At 45.8% G+C, this 21,764-nt stretch carries 17 protein-coding genes; 7 read left to right on the top strand and 10 right to left on the bottom strand.

Annotation, left to right across the window (positions count from 1 at the left end; translation table 11 throughout):
- Positions 1-90: 90 nt before the first annotated feature.
- Positions 91-1,509: an endonuclease/exonuclease/phosphatase family protein gene (locus tag SPEA_RS15835; protein WP_012156224.1), complete on the bottom strand. Its 1,419-nt coding sequence runs from the start codon at positions 1,507-1,509 to the stop codon at positions 91-93.
- 282 nt (positions 1,510-1,791) lie between these two features.
- On the opposite strand from SPEA_RS15835, the gene SPEA_RS23390 reads away from it, so the two are divergent.
- The 4 genes from SPEA_RS23390 (at position 1,792) to SPEA_RS15815 (ending at position 6,306) form a co-directional block, all read left to right on the top strand.
- Entirely contained in the window at positions 1,792-2,133 is a 342-nt protein-coding gene (locus SPEA_RS23390; protein ID WP_012156223.1) for a hypothetical protein, read from the top strand.
- A gap of 114 nt (positions 2,134-2,247) precedes the next feature.
- Positions 2,248-3,384, top strand: coding sequence for a CobW family GTP-binding protein (locus SPEA_RS15825; RefSeq protein ID WP_012156222.1), 1,137 nt, complete (start codon positions 2,248-2,250; stop codon positions 3,382-3,384).
- A gap of 175 nt (positions 3,385-3,559) precedes the next feature.
- Positions 3,560-4,918, top strand: a complete 1,359-nt coding sequence (locus SPEA_RS15820; protein WP_041411573.1) for an MATE family efflux transporter — start codon at positions 3,560-3,562, stop codon at positions 4,916-4,918.
- Between the two features lie 197 nt (positions 4,919-5,115).
- Positions 5,116-6,306 (top strand): energy transducer TonB, encoded by a 1,191-nt coding sequence (locus SPEA_RS15815; protein ID WP_012156220.1) that lies wholly within the window; start codon positions 5,116-5,118, stop codon positions 6,304-6,306.
- Positions 6,307-6,437: 131 nt separating this feature from the next.
- Here the strand turns inward: SPEA_RS15815 and SPEA_RS15810 are convergent, their stop codons facing one another.
- The 6 genes from SPEA_RS15810 to nadK form a co-directional block, all read right to left on the bottom strand.
- The gene (locus SPEA_RS15810) at positions 6,438-7,007 is read right to left on the bottom strand and encodes a LutC/YkgG family protein (protein ID WP_012156219.1); all 570 of its coding nucleotides are present in this window, start codon (positions 7,005-7,007) and stop codon (positions 6,438-6,440) included.
- Between the two features lie 4 nt (positions 7,008-7,011).
- Positions 7,012-8,385, bottom strand: a complete 1,374-nt coding sequence (locus SPEA_RS15805; RefSeq protein ID WP_012156218.1) for a lactate utilization protein B — start codon at positions 8,383-8,385, stop codon at positions 7,012-7,014.
- 8 nt (positions 8,386-8,393) lie between these two features.
- Positions 8,394-9,137, bottom strand: a complete 744-nt coding sequence (locus SPEA_RS15800) for a (Fe-S)-binding protein (protein WP_012156217.1) — start codon at positions 9,135-9,137, stop codon at positions 8,394-8,396.
- A gap of 389 nt (positions 9,138-9,526) precedes the next feature.
- Positions 9,527-12,346 carry an FAD-binding and (Fe-S)-binding domain-containing protein gene (locus SPEA_RS15795; protein WP_012156216.1) on the bottom strand — a complete coding sequence of 940 codons (2,820 nt, stop codon included), beginning with the start codon at positions 12,344-12,346 and terminating at the stop codon, positions 9,527-9,529.
- Between the two features lie 108 nt (positions 12,347-12,454).
- Positions 12,455-14,098: an L-lactate permease gene (locus tag SPEA_RS15790; RefSeq protein WP_012156215.1), complete on the bottom strand. Its 1,644-nt coding sequence runs from the start codon at positions 14,096-14,098 to the stop codon at positions 12,455-12,457.
- 709 nt (positions 14,099-14,807) lie between these two features.
- Entirely contained in the window at positions 14,808-15,686 is an 879-nt protein-coding gene (gene nadK, locus SPEA_RS15785) for an NAD(+) kinase (RefSeq protein ID WP_012156214.1), read from the bottom strand.
- Between the two features lie 100 nt (positions 15,687-15,786).
- On the opposite strand from nadK, the gene grpE reads away from it, so the two are divergent.
- Positions 15,787-16,389, top strand: a complete 603-nt coding sequence (gene grpE / locus SPEA_RS15780) for a nucleotide exchange factor GrpE (protein ID WP_012156213.1) — start codon at positions 15,787-15,789, stop codon at positions 16,387-16,389.
- Between the two features lie 130 nt (positions 16,390-16,519).
- Here the strand turns inward: grpE and dxs are convergent, their stop codons facing one another.
- The 3 genes from dxs to xseB are packed head-to-tail and all read right to left on the bottom strand — an operon-like array spanning position 16,520 to position 19,529.
- The gene (gene dxs / locus SPEA_RS15775; protein ID WP_012156212.1) at positions 16,520-18,385 is read right to left on the bottom strand and encodes a 1-deoxy-D-xylulose-5-phosphate synthase; all 1,866 of its coding nucleotides are present in this window, start codon (positions 18,383-18,385) and stop codon (positions 16,520-16,522) included.
- 22 nt (positions 18,386-18,407) lie between these two features.
- Entirely contained in the window at positions 18,408-19,268 is an 861-nt protein-coding gene (gene ispA / locus SPEA_RS15770; RefSeq protein WP_398353680.1) for a (2E,6E)-farnesyl diphosphate synthase, read from the bottom strand.
- 21 nt (positions 19,269-19,289) lie between these two features.
- Positions 19,290-19,529: an exodeoxyribonuclease VII small subunit gene (xseB, locus tag SPEA_RS15765; RefSeq protein WP_190272076.1), complete on the bottom strand. Its 240-nt coding sequence runs from the start codon at positions 19,527-19,529 to the stop codon at positions 19,290-19,292.
- A 419-nt stretch (positions 19,530-19,948) separates the two neighbouring features.
- Between xseB and pomA the strand changes: the two genes are divergently transcribed.
- Both pomA and SPEA_RS15755 read left to right on the top strand, forming a co-directional pair.
- Positions 19,949-20,716, top strand: a complete 768-nt coding sequence (gene pomA / locus SPEA_RS15760) for a flagellar motor protein PomA (protein WP_012156209.1) — start codon at positions 19,949-19,951, stop codon at positions 20,714-20,716.
- A gap of 4 nt (positions 20,717-20,720) precedes the next feature.
- Complete coding sequence (locus SPEA_RS15755; RefSeq protein WP_012156208.1) at positions 20,721-21,689, top strand: flagellar motor protein MotB; 969 nt, start codon at positions 20,721-20,723, stop codon at positions 21,687-21,689.
- Positions 21,690-21,764 lie beyond the last annotated feature (75 nt).

Raw genomic sequence — 21,764 nt, 5'->3', positions numbered from 1 at the left:
AAATACGCGCAGTAGAAAGACTCTATTGCGCGTTTTGTATCTAATACTGATTAAGTTTTATTGCGAATATGTTCTCAATAAATGGCTTAATTAGAACTCAGCTTTAACCCAAACAAGGCGGTGATCAGATGAAATATCTTTGCCGTCACCATATTTACCTACACGCTCATCATTCATTAGTAGACGACCTTCTTCGAAGGTGGCTGGCCAGAATACACCTGAGTCAGTGATGTTTAGGTCGCTTGATGGCATCACATAGTCAACACGTAGTCCAAATGTACTTGTTACGTATTGTGGGCTACCTGCTCCCCAGTCACCACATTCGTCATTAGTAAAGCACTCATCGGCACCTAAGCTGCTAGGTGCGTAAACCCCCAATGTTGCGTGAGTATTGATATTGTCATTGGCTAGTAGCTTAGCAATCGTTTCAACTTTACCGTCGCCATCGTTAGGATCAGCGTTAAGGTCGCCCATGATCATAAATGATGCGTCGTCAGCTAAACCGCCTTGTAGACCTTTGTCGTCATACATGTAATCAGAACCAGATACATAGTCATTCCAGAATGCTACTTCTGCACTGTTTAGAAGTACATTGTTTTTAGTTACTGTATCGAATACCGGTGGTGTTGGGTGTGACATTAACAGGTGAACAGTTTGAGTGCCGCCGTCTGATGTAGGGATTAATACTGGCACATCAACATGGTTCTTTGAAGAAAGTGGTTTTTCAGCCCAAGCTTCTGCAGAGTACCATTCATCGCCACACTTCATGCCTGCTGGAATCGGATTGTTCTCATCATCGCAATTAACGATAGTTGGATTGGTTTCGCCCGGCATATCTTTCCATTTGAAGTTTTGGAAAGTACGGATATTGGCAGTGTCGATTGGATACATAGAGAGCAGGCCAAATGCGTATTGACCGTGATAGAAACCAAAGCCCCAAGCATCACCAGGTAAGGCAATCTTGCCGTCACGATCTAAGTCAAAATCGCTAAGTAAACCAGTGTTAGTGGCGAATGTTTCTGAGTAACCAAATTGAATTGGCTCAAGCATCTTCTTGTCATCTGATGTCGCGCCAAGGCCATTTTGAGGTACAGACAAGTAGTTAAGGCGGAAGCCAACCATGGCATCTTGGTTTTCACCAGTACCATCGTTGTTAAATTCTCCCATCATCAATACCGCTGGGCGCTCTGTTTGAATCACTGCTGCAACGTTACGGATTTGAATTACTTTCTCTGCAACGGCTTTCTCTTCGTCAGTTAAGGTACCTGCGAACCACTTATCCATTAATTCGTCTTGCTTTTCAGCCGTTAGTGTCATCTCACTAACAAGCTGCTCAAAGCTAGTACGATCGAATGATAAGTTATATGCGGCAAAGCGGCCGTCTCTTTCTATTGGTTCAATAGGATCTGGTGTTGGCTCAGTTGGGTGGTAGTTATTGGTTTCATCGTTACAACCCGCTAATAACGCAACAGAGATAGCAGCCGCAGCGGCAGTTTTTAGAAATTTCATGTTTTGACCCATCAATAATAATTATAATAATGAACTCAATTATTTGAGCTTCGTCGACATTCTATATAGTTGTATATGTGGTGGGTATTGTTCTTGGTTAAAGTGAGAACTCTATGCTGTTTTTATCATGAGGATTATCTCAGAGTGATGCTGTCGATGCGGGTTTATTGCTAGCCGGCTATGTATCGATTAATCGTTATTTAGCCGGAGCTTAAGCTGTTTTTAATATGAGCATGATTTGATACTGTGGTGCTATTAAATTCAATAGGGGAGGAAACACTGATGATTAAATTTTCGATTTTGAGTGGTGTGATCGTGGCTATTTTTCTAACCGGTTGCGCTCAATTAGAGCGTAGCGATAGCCCTAAGAAGCTAGAGAATATAGATAGCGTTGAGGAGATTTATACTCAGTCAGGCCAAAGGTGTGATTTGGCTTGGTATGAAAAGGTGGATCAACAAGTGATAACGGGCGATGGTCAAGGCCATGGCCCCGATCTTGGCTCGTTAGAGTGGCGCTCTGTGGTGGAGTTTAAATTGGGAATTAGAGGCAATGAGTCTAACCCTGAGTTAGGCTCAGATCTGTGGTGCGATTATATCGATAAGCAGTATATGAGTCAGCCGTAACTCTAAGAGCTAAATTCAGCACCCAGCCTAATTAATCTAAAATACGCCTATGGCGTGACAGCTCTGCTTAATAGCGATTAGAATCTTAGGCAATTTGATAGATAGAGCTTAGCTATGATCCAGAAAATAATCCCAACCAATGTGATTACCGGTTTTTTAGGTGTCGGCAAGACCTCGTTAATTAAGACTCTGCTTAAACATAAGCCCGAGGGGGAGGTATGGGCGGTACTGGTCAATGAGTTTGGCGAAATAGGCATAGATGCTGGCTTACTCGATACTGGCAGTGAGCAGGTGCAGATCAAAGAGGTGGCAGGTGGCTGTATGTGCTGCGCGGCGGGCCTGCCCATGCAGGTCGCTATCAACCAACTTATCGCGAAGGCGAAACCAGACAGATTATTGATTGAGCCGACGGGCCTTGGCCACCCTAAAGAGGTACTTAAGGTGCTGACTCAACCCCACTATCGGCAAGTGTTAGCGATGAAGGCTTGCGTGACCCTAGTGGATGCGAGAAAGCTTAAGGATAGCCGCTACACCGAACATGAGATATTTAATCAACAGCTGCAAGTTGCCGATATTGTCTTGGCGAGTAAAGTCGATAGTTATCCGGCCTCACTAATATCGGACTTGGCTGCATATCTAGATATGATTAATCCCTTAGCCCCTACACTTCAATCTGCTGACAGTGACAGAGAAAGTGTGCCGATTATACCTTGGAGTTTAGAGCAGGCCGCAGAGCTTAGTGCTTCGATTATGTCGTTGTTAGATAGACCGCATAGAGGCGCGACTTTAACAAATGCTAAAAATTTAGGCAGCAAGCCTAAAATATTAAGAAAAAGCGAGGAGAGCATACAGGCGCCTCGTTTGGTCGATATTAACTATAGCCCGCTATTTTCAGAGCAAGCAGGCGGTCCATCAACAGAGCAAAATATTGAATTTGATGAGCGTGGCCTGCTGCGTAAGAGCAATCAAGGCGATGGCTTTTACAGCTGTGGCTGGGTATTTGACCCAAGCTATGAGTTCGACTTTGACAAACTACTAGTCTTAATAAAAAGTTTGCATGTACCTCGCCTTAAAGCCGTGATGATCACCGAGGAGGGGATTGCAGGCTTTAACTGCGTAGAGTCTGAATTGTCCATCGTAGAGCTCGATGATGCGATGGATTCACGTATCGAAATACTATCTATGTCTGAAATCGATATAGAGGGGCTTGAGGCGGCTTTGTTGGCTCTGTCTTCACGTCTTGGGTTCTAGCTATCTATTTTTAACTATCTATTAAAAAAATTACTTTTGCCATGCAGTATGTTAACTCGCGACTATTTTAAGTATTTTATAAGCGATTAAGCTGTAGAGCTGTCATTTGTAAATCTGTAATCCGTAAGCCAGTGAAAAAAATAACAATAATAAGAGAATGACCATGAGCCAACCTATGCCACCGGCGGGAACTAATCGAGTCGCAACCGACTCGCCAATGATCACCGAGCCAATCGGAAAACTGTTTTGGCGCTATTCACTCCCTACGATCCTCTCAATGTTAGTGACGGGAATATACGTCACCATCGACGGCATGTTTATTGGGCACTACCTCGGGGAAGTCGGCTTAGCGGGCATGATTTTGGCTTACCCTATCGCTGCTGTGCTCTACGCGATTGGCGCAACGCTGGGAATGGGCGGCGCTGCTTTAGTGTCGATTCATCTGGGGCAAGGTGAAACTAGCATTGCTCGGCGCATATTGGGCAATACTTTTAGTCTGTGCCTTATCTCGGGCCTTATCACCACAGTACTCGGTTGCTACTTTTCTAGAGATATCTTGATGATGCTCGGCGCTGAAGGTGAGATCCTAAATAGCGCCGACGACTATCTTTTTTGGTATTTTGCCCTAGGCACTTTCCCCATAGTGTCGATGGCATTTACTGCATTGCTGCGTAATGATGGTCGGCCCGGATTCGTGACTTTCGTTTTGATCTTAGGTGGCGTGCTAAATACAGTGCTCGATTGGTTGTTAATCGTGGTGTTCCCTTATGGGTTAATGGGCGCAGCGATAGCCACCATGATTTCCCAAGCGGTGACGGGGGCCCTGTGTTTACAGCATTTCTTCAGTAGTAAAACCGAGATAGGCATCAACCTTGAGCAGATGAAGCTCAAATGGGATCACTGCGCCAATATCATTCGTGTAGGTACCCCAAGTTTCTTGATGAACATGTACTTGACCGTGGTGCTGACGCTACACAATGTGGCATTTCTTACGGTAGGCACGCCGCTGCATGTTGCTGCCTATGGGGTCGTGAGTTATACCGAAGCCTTCTTTTACCTCTTATTTGAAGGTATCGCTTTTGGCGTACAGCCTATTTTGAGTTTTAATGCTGGTGCCAAACGCTTCGATAGGGTTAAACAGGCACTTAAAATGGCCTTCTCTGTGACCTTAGTGTGCGCCGCCTTAGGTCTCGTCTTTATCTATTCTGTGCCGCAACTTTTTGTCTATATCTTTGCCGGTGACAACGACTTACTCACGCCGATAGCCATCGAGGGAATGCGTTGGTATTTCTGGGGCTTACCTATGGAAGGCTTGTTATTAGTGGGTGCATCATTTTTCCAAGCAATTAATTACTCAAAAGAAGCATCGATTTTAACCGGGGCCAAGCTGATCCTGTTTAGCGCTATCTTGTGTGTGTTTGCCTGGGCATTTGGTGTGACAGGGGTGTGGATCTCACTGGCTACTTGTAGCACGGTATTAGCCATCTGGATGGGCTGGATAATGAAGCGTACTCATAGCAAGCTGTTAGCCTAATATTGACTTGTAGAACATAGGTACACGGCGTAACCCGTTAATTTTAATTTAATTGTTACTAAATTAACGGGGGCTGCTCAGCTTGCTTATAAGTTAGTCGTTATGTTAATTTGCTCTATCTATAGTGCAAAAGTTGTACTAGTTCAGTTTTGCAAAAAATACTAATAAAAGATAATAACAGTGAATAAGGATTTTTCATGTTACTTCCACCTAATTTAGGAAAAACAGCAAGTCTAGATAGCAGTTTGCCTTCACGAAAAAGTATAACTAACCGAAACTTGTTTTATGCCGCCATATTGGCAAGCGCTCTAGCGCTATCTCCTCAAGCTGTAGCCTCTGAATTTGGTGACGCGTATTCCGCTTATAAAGCCGCTGTGACCGCCAAGGATGAAGCGAAAATAGAGCTTTATGCGCTTAAGGCTTACGAGTTTGGTACAGTGAAGTTTGGCCCTGATAGCCTAGATACGGCTATATTGGCACTAAATGCGGGCAATGCCTTGATTGTCAATGTACCTAAGAATACCTTCGAGGAAGAAAACGCAGCTAAGACTAATAAGCTAAAGCTACAGGCGTTCGAGCTGTATCAGGTAGCGCTAGTGACATACCGTAAAACCTACGGCGATAAGGCGAAAGAACTGATCGATCCGCTCCTAGGGTTAAGTGATGCCAGCACAGATAAAGAGGCTCGAAGCTATTTAGATGAGGCACTGGAAATTGCCGATTATGCAAACAATGCAATGTTGCTTGCCGACACAAAGATGGCTTACTTTGAGCGCTTAGTTAATACCCCTTATTACAGACCTAAGGTACGCGATTACGCTTTCGATGCTCAACGAACCTATGCAGATTTATTACCTGAAGATGCAATGAAGCGCGTACTAACGAGTTTCACCTTGGGTAATGTTCGCCTTGCAGAAAAAGATTATGATGAGGCAGAGGAGCTATTTTTAGCGGTTATTAAACAGTTTGAAATGCTCGATTATAGTCACCCTTATGAGCTTGCTGCACATGCTAGATTAGTTCAACTCTATGAGCTTGATGGGGAGAGTGATAAGTCGACAAAGCATTGCATCGCTATCGGCAACATGACGCCCTGGAACGATAATATCGAGCCTACTCCATTGTTTCGTAAGGAACCTAAATATCCATTGGCTTATGCCAAAGCGGGTAAAACAGGGAGTACTACGATGAGTTTCACCATAGATAAAATGGGTTTTGTTAAAGACCCTATGGTTACCGATACACAAGGTGGCAGCAAGTTTAAGAAAGAATCATTAAAGGCACTTAAAAAGTGGCGTTATGCACCAAAATTTATAGATGGTAAGGCTGTTGAAGTACAAGGAATGAGTGTAAAGCTAGATTATTGGCTTGAGACGACGCGACGTTAATATTGTCGATTAACATATTAAAAAAGCCCTAAACTTACGTCTAGTGAGCTTAGGGCTTTTTATATGGATGTTTTAAACTAACTTCTTTTGGAAAGTCATATGCTTATTGGATATTTTATCAAGCTGTAACCTTAAACTAGATACACGTTTAAGCTACAGGCACCGTGAGCACCCACAACGAGTGCTTGTTCAATATCGGCAGTCTTAGATGGTCCGGCGATAAAGGTACCGAACTCTCCGGATTCAAGAGTGATGCGACTCGCTGCTTGATGCATATTGGCCACAATTGTGCTCGCCTTTAGTACCAAAAATAGGTTTTCGCAGATAAAGGGCGTCACGCGATGGCCAAGGTTTTTATTGTTAACCCAGATGGCACCATTTTCGGCAACGCCTAAGTCTCCTGGGATCACTGCGTAATCGATATCTCTTAGCTGGTGGGCGGTATCGGTCACTTCGCGATTACCTTTAACACCGTCAACCATAGAGATGATTTGCATCCCTTGAGCAATATGTTCATCAACCTGTGCCTGCAACTTAGCTAAGCCACCTTCACGGTGTAATGTGCCTGCCACTGTGTTTAAGCTGGTTTCAAACTGGCCGATTAAATCGTCGATTCGCGGCGAAATATCGATAACAGGCATGGATTGAGGCGCAATCGCGGCGCTTTTTAATGCGTTAAGAATGTCGTGTTTGCTAGACATATTTCTACCCTCTGTTTTTCTTAAACCAAGCTTCGAAGCTTGAGTTGGGGGCTACGGGTAGCTCACGGTATTTCCCCCAAGCGCCTGAAAATGGTTTTAATAGGCTACCCGGTAAAATCCTAAGCGCTATACGAGCAACGCTCATCGAGCAATTAAGAGCCGTTTCACTGGCCATAAACTTGCCGACTAGCGGCATATAGCTGGCTTTGCCGTAGGGGAGTTTACCTGCCTCGGCTTTTAGGCGGCGATGATGATGGATGATTTTATCCAGTGGTACCTTAGTTGGACAAACATAAGAGCAGCTGCCACATAAGGTACATGCCCAAGGGATTGAGTTGGTATCATCCCTTTGCGAGCCCACCGCGATACCGATTGGCCCTGGAATGGTGTAGTTGTAACTGTAACCGCCGCTGCGGCGATACACAGGACAGGTGTTAAGGCAGCCACCACAGCGAATACATTTTAAAGATTCGGCTAAGATTTTGTCTTTTAGCATGTCAGTACGGCCGTTATCGACAATAATCACATGCATCTCGCCGCCATCTTGTGGGCCGCGATAAAAAGAGCTGTAGGTGGTAATAGGCTGACCAGTTGCGTTTCTGGCAAGCGTACGCAGCAGAACTGCCGCGCTATCAATATTAGGCACTAGCTTGTCTATGCCCATCGAATGAAGTTGCAGCTTTGGCAGGTTGGCGCCCATGTCGGCGTTGCCCTCGTTGGTGCACACTACCACAGCCCCTTTATCGGCAATCGCCATATTCACCCCTGTCATCGCCGCATCGGCAGACAAGAATTGTTCACGCAAGTGTGCGCGGGCGGCGCGGGTTAGATAAAGTGGGTCAGAAGCGCCGGCGTCAGTGCCAAGTTTGTCATGGAATAGATCGCCGACTTCCTCTTTTTTCAAGTGAATAGCAGGCACAACAATGTGTGATGGTGGCTGGCCTGCAAGCTGAATAATGCGTTCGCCTAAATCGGTATCAATGACCTCAATGCCATGTTGCTCCAGATATGGATTCATATGGCACTCTTCGGTGAGCATAGATTTAGACTTAACTAACTTCTTGACCTGATGTTTGGCCAAAATCTCATGCACGATACGATTGTGTTCTACACCATCTCTGGCCCAATGCACTTGAATATTGTTCTTTATGCAGTTTTGCTCAAACTCTTCTAAGTACTGGCCCAAGTGGGTCAGCGTATGAAGCTTCATCTCCGAGCCAATTTGGCGTAACTGTTCCCACTCAGGCAAACTGCCCGCCGCGCGGTCGCGTTTTTCACGCAGTAGCCAAAGGGCTTTAGAGTGCCAATCAACGCGGGATTCATCTTTACAGAAGATCTCCGCCTTATGGGCGTGTACCGCTGAATTAGAGGTGGACATATCTTCTCCTAAAGCGCTGCGTTGATAACTTGGGCGATATGACGAGTCTCAATTGGCAGTTTCTGTCGTCTGACCATACCATCGATGTGCAGCAGGCAAGAGGGATCGAAGCCAACCGCATAAGCTGCGCCCGTTTCGGCGTGAGCCTGAGCTTTATCTTTGCCCATCTTAGCCGAGACAGCGCCTTCATCTAGGGCGAAGGTACCACCGAAACCACAGCATTCATCGCGGCGCTCTGGATAGACAATTTCAATTTCGGGGATAGATGCAAGTACAGCTTCGAACTTGTTCATCCGTGGGCCCATCTGCTCACTTGGGGTGGCCAGATCTAGCATGCGAATGCCATGACAGCTCATCTGTAGACTGATCTTGTGGGGAAAAGGCTTAGTAAATGCTGGAATAGGCGAGACGTCGTGCAGAAACTCAGTTAACTCATATAGCTTGTCGATAACAGCTTGAGCCTCAGAGCTTGTATCAAACTCGTGAAAGTTCTCTTTAGCGGCTACAAGGCATGAAGCGGCTGGGCACACTATGGCATCACACTCAACGCCCTTAAAGGCATTAAGCAATTTCATAGTGGTCTTCTTGGCTTCGTTATAGCAACCTGAGTTGGTCATTGGCTGGCCGCAGCATGTTTGGCCTTTTGGCAGTATGACTTGGTGTCCGAGCTTTTCTAATAATTCTAAGGTGGCTATTCCCACTTCTGGGACCATCTGATTCACTAGACACGGAATGAAAAGTGCAATCTTCATTGTGTTTTCTCTTCTATTTTGCAGACATTGTTAGCGACTTTCTAATTGTAAAAAGTAGCCGCAAAAAGTCTGCTTAAAAAGCCGACTTTTTAGTAAGCGGACATTCGCTTTTACTTACTCACACTCTAAATATAGGCCGATAACCTTGTAAAAAGTAGTGCTAATTTAGTAAATAATAACGAGCATTTTTGCAAAAATGAAAACAAGCTATCTATTTGTATAACAAGATAATTGTTGAGTTAAAGCTCTAAAGGTTGAATATGACTAACTAAAAATGGAGTATTTATGGCGGCTGGGATTTATCTGGATGTAAATGAAAAGAATTAGGGGCAGTCGCTGCCCCTAATGGATTCTATCTTGCTAAGATTTAGGCTTAATATTGCAAGGTACTAGCGAGTACACTCCTCTAATAGGTAGGCAAGGTGGCGATAAGAGATGCCACTATGTTGAGTTAAACCTACTTCACACATGCGGTTAGCGTAATAGCCTTCGCTCACATCAACCGGGATAAGCTTCTTGATGTTACGCAGTGCGCTGGCATTTATCTCTGGCTTATAAAGCCCTTTTTCACCGGCATAGCCGCAACAATCTATTCCTGCCGGGCGAACAACTTGTTTACTGCAGGCATCGACGATGGCTTCCATTTTAGGTTCAAGTTTCATCTTGCGTGCACTACAGCCCAAGTGCAGCGCGACGGCTGGTTTCTTGCTGGTAATGGTCAGTTTATCGAGTAGCTTGTCATGGATAAAATCAACCATATCGACAATCTCGATTTTGTCGGTCAGTGACTTGTCGCCGGTAAGAGTACGGTAAGTACATGAAAGCGCATCGATGATAACCGGTAGTTTGCCGACTTGAGTCATGGTCGAAACGGCTTCAATCAGTTCTTTGCGCTTAGCGTCGGCATTTTTGAAGTCTCCTTTAGACTCCCACATCTGACCGCAACATAGCTCGCGAGTCTTCTCTGGAGTGATGACGTTATAACCAGAGCGTTCGAGTAACGTGACGACCACTTCCGGTAGGGAGCGGTTATCGGGATCTTTTGGCGTTGGTCCAAAGGTGCGGCCACCGCACGCAGGGAAATAAACCACAGTTTCTTGACCCGGAAGCGGCGCGCTTAGCTTAGGTAGCTTGCCACCTTTGGGGAAATCTGGGTTCCAATAAGGCACTTCTTTAGTGACTACGCGTCCCGCTTTCATTATTGCGCCAGTTATCGCGCTACCGGTGATTTTATGAATGGTACCCAGTACATCAAAACCTGTGCTGATCACCTGATTTACCGCGCCAAAGTGCTTAGCTTGGAAGTCGAGTACCTTTTGCTCAGTGCTGGTGATATACGGCGTTCTCAGTTTACGTACCAGCTCGCCCATGCTGTTATCAACTGGGCAGGCAATGGTACAAAGCTGACAGGCGGCGCAGGTATCGACGACATCATACTTGGCTGCGGCGCGCATCTGTTCTGCGGCTTGCTTGTCGCCGGACTGCTCTAGGCGCTCAATTTCACGCAGGGTTGCGATACGTTGACGCGGTGACATATTTAAGGCTGAGGTTGGGCAGGTTTTTTCGCAGAAACCGCATTCGATACACTTGTCGACTAAGTCATCGACCACGGGGCAGGGCTTGATGTTTTTAACGTGTATTTGATTATCATCGTTAAGAATAACTCCAGGGTTCAATAACCCTTCAGGGTCAAAGATCTGCTTGATACGTTTCATCAAGGTATAAGCATCGCTGCCCCATTCCATCTCAACGAAAGGTGCGACGGCGCGGCCGGTGCCGTGCTCAGCCTTCATCGAGCCATCGTATTTATTGATCACCATCTCGGCAACATCTTGCATAAAGGCGTGGAAACGCTCGATGTCAGCCTGAGTGTTGAAGGTGGGAGTGATGATAAAGTGGAAGTTACCCGCGAGTGCGTGACCATAAATCACCCCTTCAGGGTAATTATGCTTATGGAATAACTCGGTTAAATCATTAGCCGCAGCAGCCAAGTGTTCTAGCTCGAAAGCCACATCTTCGATGATAACAGAGGTGCCCTTAGGGCGTTCGCCGCCAATAATGGGGAACAGCCCTGAACGCATCGCCCAGTACTGACCAAATACGGCTGGATCGTCACTGAAGCTAATTGGACGCTCTGTTTCAATATGGGCAAGTTTAGCGATAACATGCTGAGTATAAATCTCTAAGGTCTCTTTATCGTTCGCACGTGACTCAATCAATAAGATTGCGGCGCCTTCAGGTAATTGCGCTAACCATTCTGGCATGCCAGCCTTACCCGTTACCGCTTTAATTGATGCCCAGTCGAGCAACTCGGCTGCGGCGACGCTATCACCAACAAGTGGCGGAACAGCGCGAGCGGCATCTTCCATATTGAAAAAAACTGCCATGGCAGAGGCTTTAAAGCGCGCCTCATCAACCGTGTAGTAAGTGACCTCTTCAACAAAGGCGAGCGTGCCTTCGGCGCCGACAATCAGGTGGTTGATCAGCTCGAATGGATCTGTAAAGTCTACCAGTGCATTGAGGCTGTAACCTGTGGTGTTTTTAATGGAGAACTTCTTACGAATTCGTGCAGCAAGCGTGGCGTTGTTAACGGTTAGCTCGGCAAGTTCAGTAAGCTCTTTGAGTAACTGTGGATGCGACTGACTAAAGGCTTCTTTTGACGATTCACAGCCGGTGTCTAGCTCAGTGCCATCGGCAAACAGTAGTTTGGCAGAGGCAATCGTTTGATAACTGTTTTGCGCCGTGCCGCAACACATGCCCGAAGCGTTGTTCGAGACGATTCCACCTATTTTTGCCGATGCTATGGTGGCAGGATCGGGACCAATCTTTTTATTTAACGGCTTGAGTACTGCGTTAGCATCGGCGCCAATAACAGCGGTACCTAAGGTAATTTTCGAGGCATCGTCACTGACCGTTAAAGTTCTAAAGCCATCGTGACCGAGAATGAGTAATATGCCTTCACCAATGGCTTGGCCTGAAAGGCTGGTACCAGCGGCGCGAAAGGTGACTGGCGCGCCATAGGTGCGAGCAATCGCGAGTGTGCGTTTGGCTTGCTCTAAGGTGTCGGCGTGAACGACTATCTCGGGCACGATGCGAAAATAACTGGCGTCGGTTGACCAGGCAAAACGGCGTACCGGATCGTTAGTGGCGGCGTGTTCGCCCACCTGTCTGCGTAAATCTCTTAATACAGCTTCATAATTAATCGACATGAACTTTCTCTCACACACTTATTTTGAGTGAATAAAGCCGCAGTTTCTGCGGCTTTCACGATATGATTATTCTGTTAGGTTATGCTTGCTAATCAGGTTTAACAGGTGTTAGAAACCACCCCAAACCGCGGCGATAGTTCCTGCGACTAAAGCATAGCCTAGTGCAACAGGCATCGTCTTACGGATGATCTCTGATTCGCGTCCCGCCATACCCACAACCGTAGCCGCAGCCACTACATTCATTACACACATCATGTTACCGGCGTTAGCGCCAATGCCTTGCATGGCTAAAATTAGCGCGTGGTTGGCACCAATATTATCGGCAACACTGTATTGCAGACCTGAGAACATCATGTTGGAGAAGGTTGCAGACCCCGATAGAAAAGCGCCAAATATACCGACAATCGGTGATACCCAAGCCCATACTGCGCCCATGCTGTTAGCCAGCGTATCGGCCAGAGCGACAGGCATAGAGGCAAGCCCCGATGCATTTTCACCAGAGTTAAGGAAGATTTTCACCATAGGTACCGATGCGCCAAGGGAGATAATAGTTGGCACCATAGACTTACAAGAGACTGAGATGGACTCTTTTATCGCGGGAGACTTCATCTTAAATAGGAAGAAGCCAAGGATACAGACTAAGACGAAGAAGGCGCCTGGCGCATAAAGTGTGGCGAAGCCTGCTTTGAGCTCTGTGCCTAGCAAGCCTGTCCAGCTGATGTTAAAGCTAGATAACCAGGTTTTAAGCGGCGCGATGGTACGAGAAAGTACCAGTAGCGTAGCCATAATCAAGTAAGGCGACCATGCTGCAAGTTGAGAAAACTTTACCTCGGTGGCCAACTCTTTACGCTCTTGGCCGTCATTTTCCGCAAAATCATTCCATTGCTCTTTTGGTAATAGATAGCCTTTCTTGGCGACTGGAATTACTAGCGCCATACCCACAAGTGCACCAATCACTGATGGGAATTCAGGACCGGCAAAGTAGTTGATTAACCAGGCGGGAACGGTGAAAGCAAGGCCTGCAAATAGAGCGAATTTCCAGATGGCTAAACCTTCTTTAAAGGATTTATTACGCCCGAAGAAGCCTGTAAGTATTGCCACCATAGTCAATGGGATCAGCGTGCCAGTGATTAAATCGATAGTGATCATGTGCATGGCAATAAACTGCGCGTACTCGGCAAAACTACCGCCATGTTGAGCGATTTGTTCTGCGGCCATATTGCTGCCACCTTGTGTCAGCCCTTGCTCCATACCAAACAGAACAGGCAGGCCGATAGCACCAAACGATACCGAGGTCGAGTCGGCAATCAAGGCGACAACCGCAGCAGCAATAGGTGGAATTCCCAATAATACCAGTAATGGTGCACCAATCGCTGCAGGCGTACCAAAACCAGCTGAACCTTCGATAAATGAGCCAAACAACCAACATATGATGATGACCTGAACTCGAGCATCCCCGCTGATGTTGGTGAAACCTGCGCGAATGGTATCCATAGCTCCTGAGTATTTAAGCGTGTTAAGCAAGAATACTGCGCCAAAGATAATCGTCAGTGGAGTTAGGGCCGAAAGTAATCCTTCAACCACTGAGGCGGCTAAGAAGGTGGTGTCCATCTGCCAAACGAATACTGCAGCGAGGCCGGTGAACACCATAGAAATTGGCATGGCTCTGGATGCAGGCATCCTGAGTAGGACTAAAAACAGCATAACGCTGATAATCGGCGTTAAACTTGCGAGAAGTTGAATAAAGGTCATGCTTGCCTCGTTTGATTTATATTTTTGTATCTAACTTCCATTTCGAATTCAAATGACTAGATTTGAATGGCTAATTTTGAGCGGTTAACTTCAATTTTTGCTAAACAGTACAGCTGTTATTTTTTCGTTGTTATGACTAGAAGTGTGTACTAAACGTGAATTAGTAATTAATAAAGATGATCTGGATCATGCTCAGTTGTCATTATGCCTGGTAATGCTGATTGTGAGATCTGTCACGGTTTTGCATTTGGTATTGGTGTGACCTGTGTCACCTAAAATGTAGTGCTTAATGCTAGATTGTCATGTTGTTAGGACTGCTCGCAACATTTTTATCGACAAACGTATCTGCTGGAGGTCATTTCGAGTGGGATTTGCGAGTAAGCTGATCGTAAACTTTCTTATTCGATACTGGAAGATGGTTTTACTTTATACTGTCAGTGTGATCGGTGTCTTGTTTTCGTGGTCGCCATTCTGAGTTTATTTCTCATTATTAATCTAAGTTAATGTTTTGGCGAGTTTAATGATTTGCTAAGAATTGTTTCTACTTTTACGCATAAAATTATGCAGTAGTAAAAGCTGTAGTTTACTAACAGTGAATGTAATGAAGTTTACGAGAGAGTAAAGCGGGCGATAGTGTTGCCGATAGCCTCTAGTTTGGCATATCGGCAATATTTAAGGATTAGAGCTTAGGCACTTAGAACTTAAGAACTTAGAACAGTTTGCTGCCCCAGCCAAGTTTAGTACGTAAAACGTGAAAATAGTTGTGCCCCTTAGGGTGAACAAGTCTTAAGGTTTCGTCGCTACGTTTGATTATAATTTCATCACCAGGCAAAACAGACAGGTGGACGTGGCCATCACAGCTGACCTCTAAATTATCGGCGTTATGTGGTGATACGACTAACTTGATGATACTGGCAGCGTCGACAACGATTGGTCTGCAGGAAAGCGTATGGGGGAACATGGGTACTAAGATCATCGCAGACAAGTTAGGAGTTAAAATCGCGCCGCCAGCAGAGAGTGAATAGGCCGTCGATCCAGTAGGCGTCGAGATAATCATGCCGTCTGCGCGCTGGCTATACATGAATTTGTCGTCGATATAGACTTCAAATTCGATCATATGCGCAATCTTGCCAGGATGAAGTACCGCTTCGTTAACCGCTGTGTTGCTGGACTTTAATTCACCATGCCGGTGTACTTCGGCTTCGAGTAAGAACCGCTGTTCTATTTCAAACTCGCCTTCGAGTACTTTTGATAATGTTTCTTCGAATGAGTCTGGTGGCAGGTCGGTCAAGAAGCCTAAGTTGCCACGGTTAACCCCGATAACACCTATATTGAACCTCGCAAGCACGCGAGCGGCACCTAGCATGTTGCCGTCACCACCGACGACGATGGCTAAATCACATTGCTTACCTATCTCTAACAGGTCAACAGATTGAGCTTGAGGGCCAAGTTCACCGGCTACTCGCTCTTCGACTAAGACTTTGTAGCCTTGCATACTAAGCCAATGATGCAATCTTTTTAAGGTCTGGGTGGTACCTTTATGGTTAGGCTTACCAATTAGACCAATTGTGTGAAACGTATTGCTCATAAATTATGTTAGATCCAGCTTTAGGCCTTGAAACCTTAAATTTGATCCCCATAATATGCTCAGAGCATGCAGAAACAAAGCATTTTTAGCTGGAGCAAAAATGAGCAACCAAACAAATAAAGCACAAGATAACCAAGTCGAAGAGATCGTAGAAGGCGAATTGCTTAACGAGAACGCTACAGAAGCGACTGATGAAGCCTCTTTGATGGATGAGCTTACTCAAGCTAACTTCCGCGTAGAAGAGTTAGAGAAGGCTTTGCAAGAAGCTGAAGCTAAAGTCGATGCGCAAAAAGATTCAGTGATCCGTGCAGCGGCTGAAGTTGACAACATTCGTCGTCGTTCGGCAATGGATGTAGAAAAAGCGCACAAGTTCGCGTTAGAAAAGTTCATCAATGAATTGTTACCTGTATTAGATAACATGGAGCGAGCTCTGCAAGGTACCGATGCAGAAGCTGAAGCGACCAAAGCTATTTATGAAGGTGTTGAACTGACGGCTAAGAGCTTTATGAGCACAGTTGAGAAGTTTGGTCTAGTTCAAGTTGATCCACAAGGTGATACCTTCAACCCTGAGTTACATCAAGCTATTGGCATGCAACCAAGCGCCGATTTTCCTGCAAACACAGTTATGATGGTTATGCAGAAGGGCTACACATTGAATGAGCGTCTATTGCGCCCAGCAATGGTTATGGTTTCTCAAGGCTAATGATTCGCTAGAGACAAGCTTGTGCTAACCATTGAGTGAGTACTGGCAATAAAAAAAGGACTGCCATGGCAGTCCTTTTTATTTAGCTATTCTCTTACAGATTCAAGAAATAAACACTCTCGCTGATTGATTAGGCGATAAAGTCTTCGATCTGCTTTTGAATACCTGTGGCATCTAAGCCTAGTTCACTGATGATCTCATCTGGGGCACCATGCTTAATAAACTCATCAGGTAAACCAATTAGTAATACTGGCTTTGGTAACTTAAGAGTTTGCAATAGTTCAAGTATGCCTGAACCTGCGCCGCCCATGATGGCGTTCTCTTCCACAGTGACTAACATATCGTGACTCTCTGCCAGCTGTTTAACCAGCTCAACATCCAGTGGCTTCACAAAGCGCATATCGGCAACGGTGGCGTCCAATGCTTCAGCAGCAGTTAAACTGCTTGCTAGCAAGGTACCAAAGTTAAGAATGGCAATCTTCTTACCTTGACGCTTAATCAAGCCTTTACCAATTGGCATAGCCGTCATGGTTTCGACTTGTTTAGCACCAGTTGCACTCCCGCGAGGGTAACGTACGGCAGTTGGGCCATCATTGTAGCAATAACCTGTATATAGCATCTGGCGACATTCGTTTTCATCAGATGGCGCCATGATCACCATATTGGGTACTATGCGCATAAAGCTTAAATCGAATGCACCCTGGTGAGTTGGGCCATCGGCACCCACAATACCACCGCGGTCGATAGCAAACAGTACAGGCAGTCGCTGTAGAGCCACGTCGTGGATCATTTGATCATAGCCGCGTTGTAGGAAGGTAGAGTAGATTGCCACAACAGGCTTATAGCCTTCGCAGGCAAAACCCGCACCTAAGGTGACCGCGTGTTGCTCGGCAATCGCTGCATCGAAATATTGCTTAGGAAAGCGCTGAGAAAACTCAACCATACCTGAGCCTTCGCGCATGGCCGGCGTAATACCTAATACCTTTTCATCTTTTTCGGCAATATCACATAACCATTTACCAAACACTTCAGAGAAGGTTGGGTCTGATGGTTTAGCCGCAGGCTTTTCAAAGGTTGACGGATCAAACTTAGGTACCGCGTGCCAGCCGATAGGATCTTTCTCTGCAGGCTCATAACCACGACCTTTTTTCGTCATGATATGCAGCACTTGTGGACCACTTAAGTTGCGCATATTACGCATGGTTTCAACAAGAGCGTCCACGTCATGACCATCGATAGGGCCAATATAGTTAAAGCCAAGTTCTTCAAATAAAGTGCCAGGAACCACCATGCCTTTCAGGTGCTCTTCGGTGCGCTTAGCCATCTCTTTGATAACAGGCATGCCTTTAAGCACTTTCTTGCTGCTTTCACGAATCGTGGTATAGAAGCGGCCTGACATCAGTTGTGCAAGATGGTTATTGAGTGCGCCAACGTTCTCTGAGATAGACATCTCGTTATCGTTGAGCACGACTAGCATGTCGTTATGCAAGTCACCTGCGTGGTTCATGGCTTCAAACACCATGCCACCTGTCATTGCGCCGTCACCAATTACGGCAACTACTTTACGACCGGCTTGCTCTTTTTCTGCAGCGACAGCCATAGCAAGAGCGGCACTGATAGAGGTACCTGAGTGACCAACACTAAAGGTGTCGTATTCACTTTCTTCACGCCATGGGAAAGGGTGCACGCCGCCTTTTTGGCGAATCGTGTGCATTCTTTCACGGCGTCCAGTTAAGATCTTGTGAGGGTAGGCTTGGTGACCCACGTCCCAGACCAGTCTGTCGAATGGTGTGTTGTACACATAATGAAGTGCTACGGTGAGCTCCACCGTGCCAAGACCCGATGCGAAGTGACCGCTTGATTTACCAACAGACTTCAATAGGAAACCTCTAAGCTCATCTGCCAATTGTGGCAACACGGCTTGAGGGAGCTGTCTTAGCTCATCTGGGGTATTAGCCTGTGCAAGCACAGGAAATTGAGAAATATCAAAACTCATATCGAGATTCTTTGTCTCTTTATTAAACTCTTCGCTCAATGATGTAACGGGCGAATTCTGCAATTAGCTGGCTATTGTATGGTAATTTGGCCAGCGCTGATAGTGCGTCCTCAATCAAACTGCTGGCAGTTTCTTGAGCGCCCTCTAATCCAAGCAACTTTGGATAGGTGCTTTTGTTTGAATCTGTATCTGAACCTTGCGGCTTTCCAAGCTCTTCGGTGCTAGCGATAATATCGAGCACATCGTCTTGCACCTGAAAAGCGAGGCCAATAGCGTCGGCGAAATCGAGTAAAGCCTGACGCTCTTGTCCCTCGATTTTTGCGGCTATGATGGCAAACTCCACCGCACAACGAATAAGCGCACCAGTTTTTAGTTTGTGTAGCTGTATTAAGGTGGCGAGTTCGATCTGCTTATCGGTGGCACTTAAATCCATTGCCTGACCACCACACATGCCACTATACCCAGAGGCGTTCGCTAACGCTCTAACCATAGCCAAATTCTGTGATGGAGTGATGTTTTCGATGGGCTCACTGATGATTTCAAAGGCGAGAGCCTGTAATGCATCACCCGCTAATATGGCAGTTGCTTCATCGAATGCAATATGAACTGTAGGTTGGCCGCGGCGCAGTGCATCGTCATCCATGGCGGGTAAGTCATCATGGATCAGTGAGTAAGCATGTACACACTCAATAGCTGCTGCACAAGAGTCTAAAGTGGATAACTTAACGCCTAACATGTCGCCAATGGCATAAACCAGAAAGGGCCTAATGCGTTTTCCGCCAATTAAGGCACCATGCTTCATCGCCGCTTTTAATTGCGGATCGATATCGGCAAGTGAGTCGATACGTAACTCGAGTTGTTGGTTGATACGCTCTTGGTACAGCTTTAGTGACTCTAGTAACAATTACTCACCCTCAATATCATAAGGTTTAAGAGAGTCTACACCCTCTTCTTGCATTAGTATGGCCACTTTCTGTTGAGCATTTTCTAACTTGCTTTGGCTGTTACGCACTAGTTTAATTCCGCGCTCGAACTGCTTTAATACGTCATCGAGAGCAATATCGCCATGCTCTAAGTCGGTAACGATTTTTTCTAGCTCGGAAAGTGAATCTTCAAATGAGAGGTTTTCTGGTTTTTTTGCCACGATGATCATTCCTAGAAATAAGCGGTACACAAAGTATATCAGCAGGGCACAAGGGTCAAATCAAGCCGTTGACTATTTGCGCAAAAGCACGCTTTCAATATCAAACTTGCCTGTAAAGTGAGTCAATTATACGTGAGCTAACTGAGTATAGATAAGCTATTCAGTCGCTAAGCATCAAAGGTATTCCTGCAAACTAAGGCGCATTTTAACGGAAATATTACTCAAGAGATCCTTTTTTTGGTCGTTATATAAGTTGAAATGCTAAAAATATGATTGCAATGGCTTGTTTCGCGCCTTGGCACTTGCCGTGGCATCAAAGGCATAATATTGTCGCTACTTATTTAATTGTTTGTATTTAGGTAGCAATTAGCATTCGAGGCTGTGGTAGACAGTGTTTTGATTGGTATTGAGGAGCGGTTTTGGATTTAGCAACCCTGATAGGACTTATTGGCGCATTTGCCTTCGTTATCATGGCAATGGTCAGTGGTGGCGGTATTGGCATTTTTATCAATGTGCCTTCGATTCTTATTGTTATGATAGGTACACTGTTTGTTGTCATGATGAAGTACAACCTTAAACAGTTTTTAGGCTCAGCTAAGATTGCAGCCAAAGCCTTTATCTTCAAGCTAGATAAACCAGAAGATCTTATCGAACAATCTATCTCAATGGCCGATGCTGCGCGTAAAGGGGGCTTCTTAGCTTTAGAAGAGGCGGAGATCAGTAATAGCTTTATGCAAAAAGCGGTTGATATGCTGGTTGATGGTCACGATGGCGATGTAGTGCGAGACGCTCTGGAAAAGGACATCGCTCTGACTGAAGAACGTCATAGAACCGGCATAGGGATTTTTAAATCTATCGGTGATGTGGCGCCAGCTATGGGGATGATCGGTACCTTGATTGGACTAGTTGGCATGCTATCTAATATGGATGACCCCAAGTCTATTGGTCCTGCGATGGCAGTTGCACTACTAACCACATTATATGGTGCAGTCGTTGCTAACATGGTCGCATTACCTATTGCCGATAAATTATCTCTTAGAATGAATGAAGAGATGCTAAACCGTAACCTGATCATGGATGCGGTTTTGGCGATTCAAGACGGTCAGAACCCACGCGTGATTGAAGGTTTCCTCAAGAATTACTTATCTGAAAAATCGAGAAAAATAGATACCTTGGAAGGGGCGTAAGCGGATGGCTAAAAAAGCCAAATGTGATTGTCCGCCTGCAGGTGCGCCGCTTTGGTTGGCAACATTTGCCGACTTGATGTCGTTGCTGATGTGTTTCTTCGTACTACTGCTCGCGTTTTCAGAAATGGACGTGATGAAGTTCAAACAGATTGCTGGTTCGATGAAGTACGCTTTTGGTGTACAAAATAAAGTCGAAGTGAAAGACATTCCAAAGGGAACCTCGGTGATAGCCCTAGAGTTTAGGCCTGGCAAACCAGAGCCGACGCCGATAGAGATCATCAACCAGCAAACCAATGAGATGACAGAGCCCATGCTCGAATTTCAAGAGGGTGAGGATGATAGCGCCGGTGGAATTCAGCAACAACGGGGCGAGCAGCGTGGCGGTCAGGCATCGGCGACTGCGGTAGAACAAAGTGAAGCTGAAGCTAAGGCTGAAAACGCTGCTCAATCGGATACCCAGTCAACTAAGACTCAAGCCTCTGCTCAAGATAAAATTAACGAGCAGGTGAAGAAGATGGCGCAGGAACTCAATAAAGAGATTGTCGATGGTGCCATCGAAATAGAGTCTTTAGGCCAGCAGATTATTATTCGCATTAGAGAAAAAGGCGCGTTTGCCTCGGGATCAGGCTTCCTCCAACCTAGGTTTAAGCCTGTGGTACGCCGTGTTGGTGAACTACTTAAAGATGTGCCTGGTATTGTCACTGTGTCTGGGCATACCGATGACTGGAACATCTCTAATGAGCTCTATAGCTCTAACTGGGATCTGTCGAGCAAGCGAGCCGTAGCCGTTGGACACGAGTTGATTAAGGTGAAGGGCTTTGAGCCAAATCGGATGAAAGTGGTGGGAATGGCATCATCGGACCCGTTAGTAGAAAATAACTCCAGTGCTAATCGCGCGCGAAATCGCCGGGTTGAAATTGCGATTGAGCAGGGCAAAGCTAAAGAGTCGCAAGAGATCCAAGTCAATCAGTAGTCATCTTTATAGGCACTAGAAAACACGCAATATGAGGCCACTCTGTTGCGTGTTTTTGTTTATTAGACCCTAAAC

Source organism: Shewanella pealeana ATCC 700345, from assembly GCF_000018285.1.
Lineage (GTDB): Bacteria > Pseudomonadota > Gammaproteobacteria > Enterobacterales > Shewanellaceae > Shewanella > Shewanella pealeana.
Note: the sequence above shows the minus strand (reverse complement) of the source record. Positions and strands in the feature narration are given on the sequence as shown.

Excerpts from the sequence above, each read along its gene's own strand:
- SPEA_RS15825 (WP_012156222.1), top strand. The coding sequence starts at position 2,248 with ATGATCCAGAAAATAATCCCAACCAATGTGATTACCGGTTTTTTAGGT.
- SPEA_RS15795 (WP_012156216.1), bottom strand. The coding sequence starts at position 12,346 with ATGTCGATTAATTATGAAGCTGTATTAAGAGATTTACGCAGACAGGTG.
- SPEA_RS15810 (WP_012156219.1), bottom strand. The coding sequence starts at position 7,007 with ATGTCTAGCAAACACGACATTCTTAACGCATTAAAAAGCGCCGCGATT.
- SPEA_RS15790 (WP_012156215.1), bottom strand. The coding sequence starts at position 14,098 with ATGACCTTTATTCAACTTCTCGCAAGTTTAACGCCGATTATCAGCGTT.
- SPEA_RS23390 (WP_012156223.1), top strand. The coding sequence starts at position 1,792 with ATGATTAAATTTTCGATTTTGAGTGGTGTGATCGTGGCTATTTTTCTA.
- SPEA_RS15820 (WP_041411573.1), top strand. The coding sequence starts at position 3,560 with ATGCCACCGGCGGGAACTAATCGAGTCGCAACCGACTCGCCAATGATC.
- dxs (WP_012156212.1), bottom strand. The coding sequence starts at position 18,385 with ATGAGTTTTGATATTTCTCAATTTCCTGTGCTTGCACAGGCTAATACC.
- SPEA_RS15835 (WP_012156224.1), bottom strand. The coding sequence starts at position 1,509 with ATGAAATTTCTAAAAACTGCCGCTGCGGCTGCTATCTCTGTTGCGTTA.
- SPEA_RS15805 (WP_012156218.1), bottom strand. The coding sequence starts at position 8,385 with ATGTCCACCTCTAATTCAGCGGTACACGCCCATAAGGCGGAGATCTTC.
- grpE (WP_012156213.1), top strand. The coding sequence starts at position 15,787 with ATGAGCAACCAAACAAATAAAGCACAAGATAACCAAGTCGAAGAGATC.
- SPEA_RS15815 (WP_012156220.1), top strand. The coding sequence starts at position 5,116 with ATGTTACTTCCACCTAATTTAGGAAAAACAGCAAGTCTAGATAGCAGT.
- SPEA_RS15800 (WP_012156217.1), bottom strand. The coding sequence starts at position 9,137 with ATGAAGATTGCACTTTTCATTCCGTGTCTAGTGAATCAGATGGTCCCA.
- SPEA_RS15755 (WP_012156208.1), top strand. The coding sequence starts at position 20,721 with ATGGCTAAAAAAGCCAAATGTGATTGTCCGCCTGCAGGTGCGCCGCTT.
- nadK (WP_012156214.1), bottom strand. The coding sequence starts at position 15,686 with ATGAGCAATACGTTTCACACAATTGGTCTAATTGGTAAGCCTAACCAT.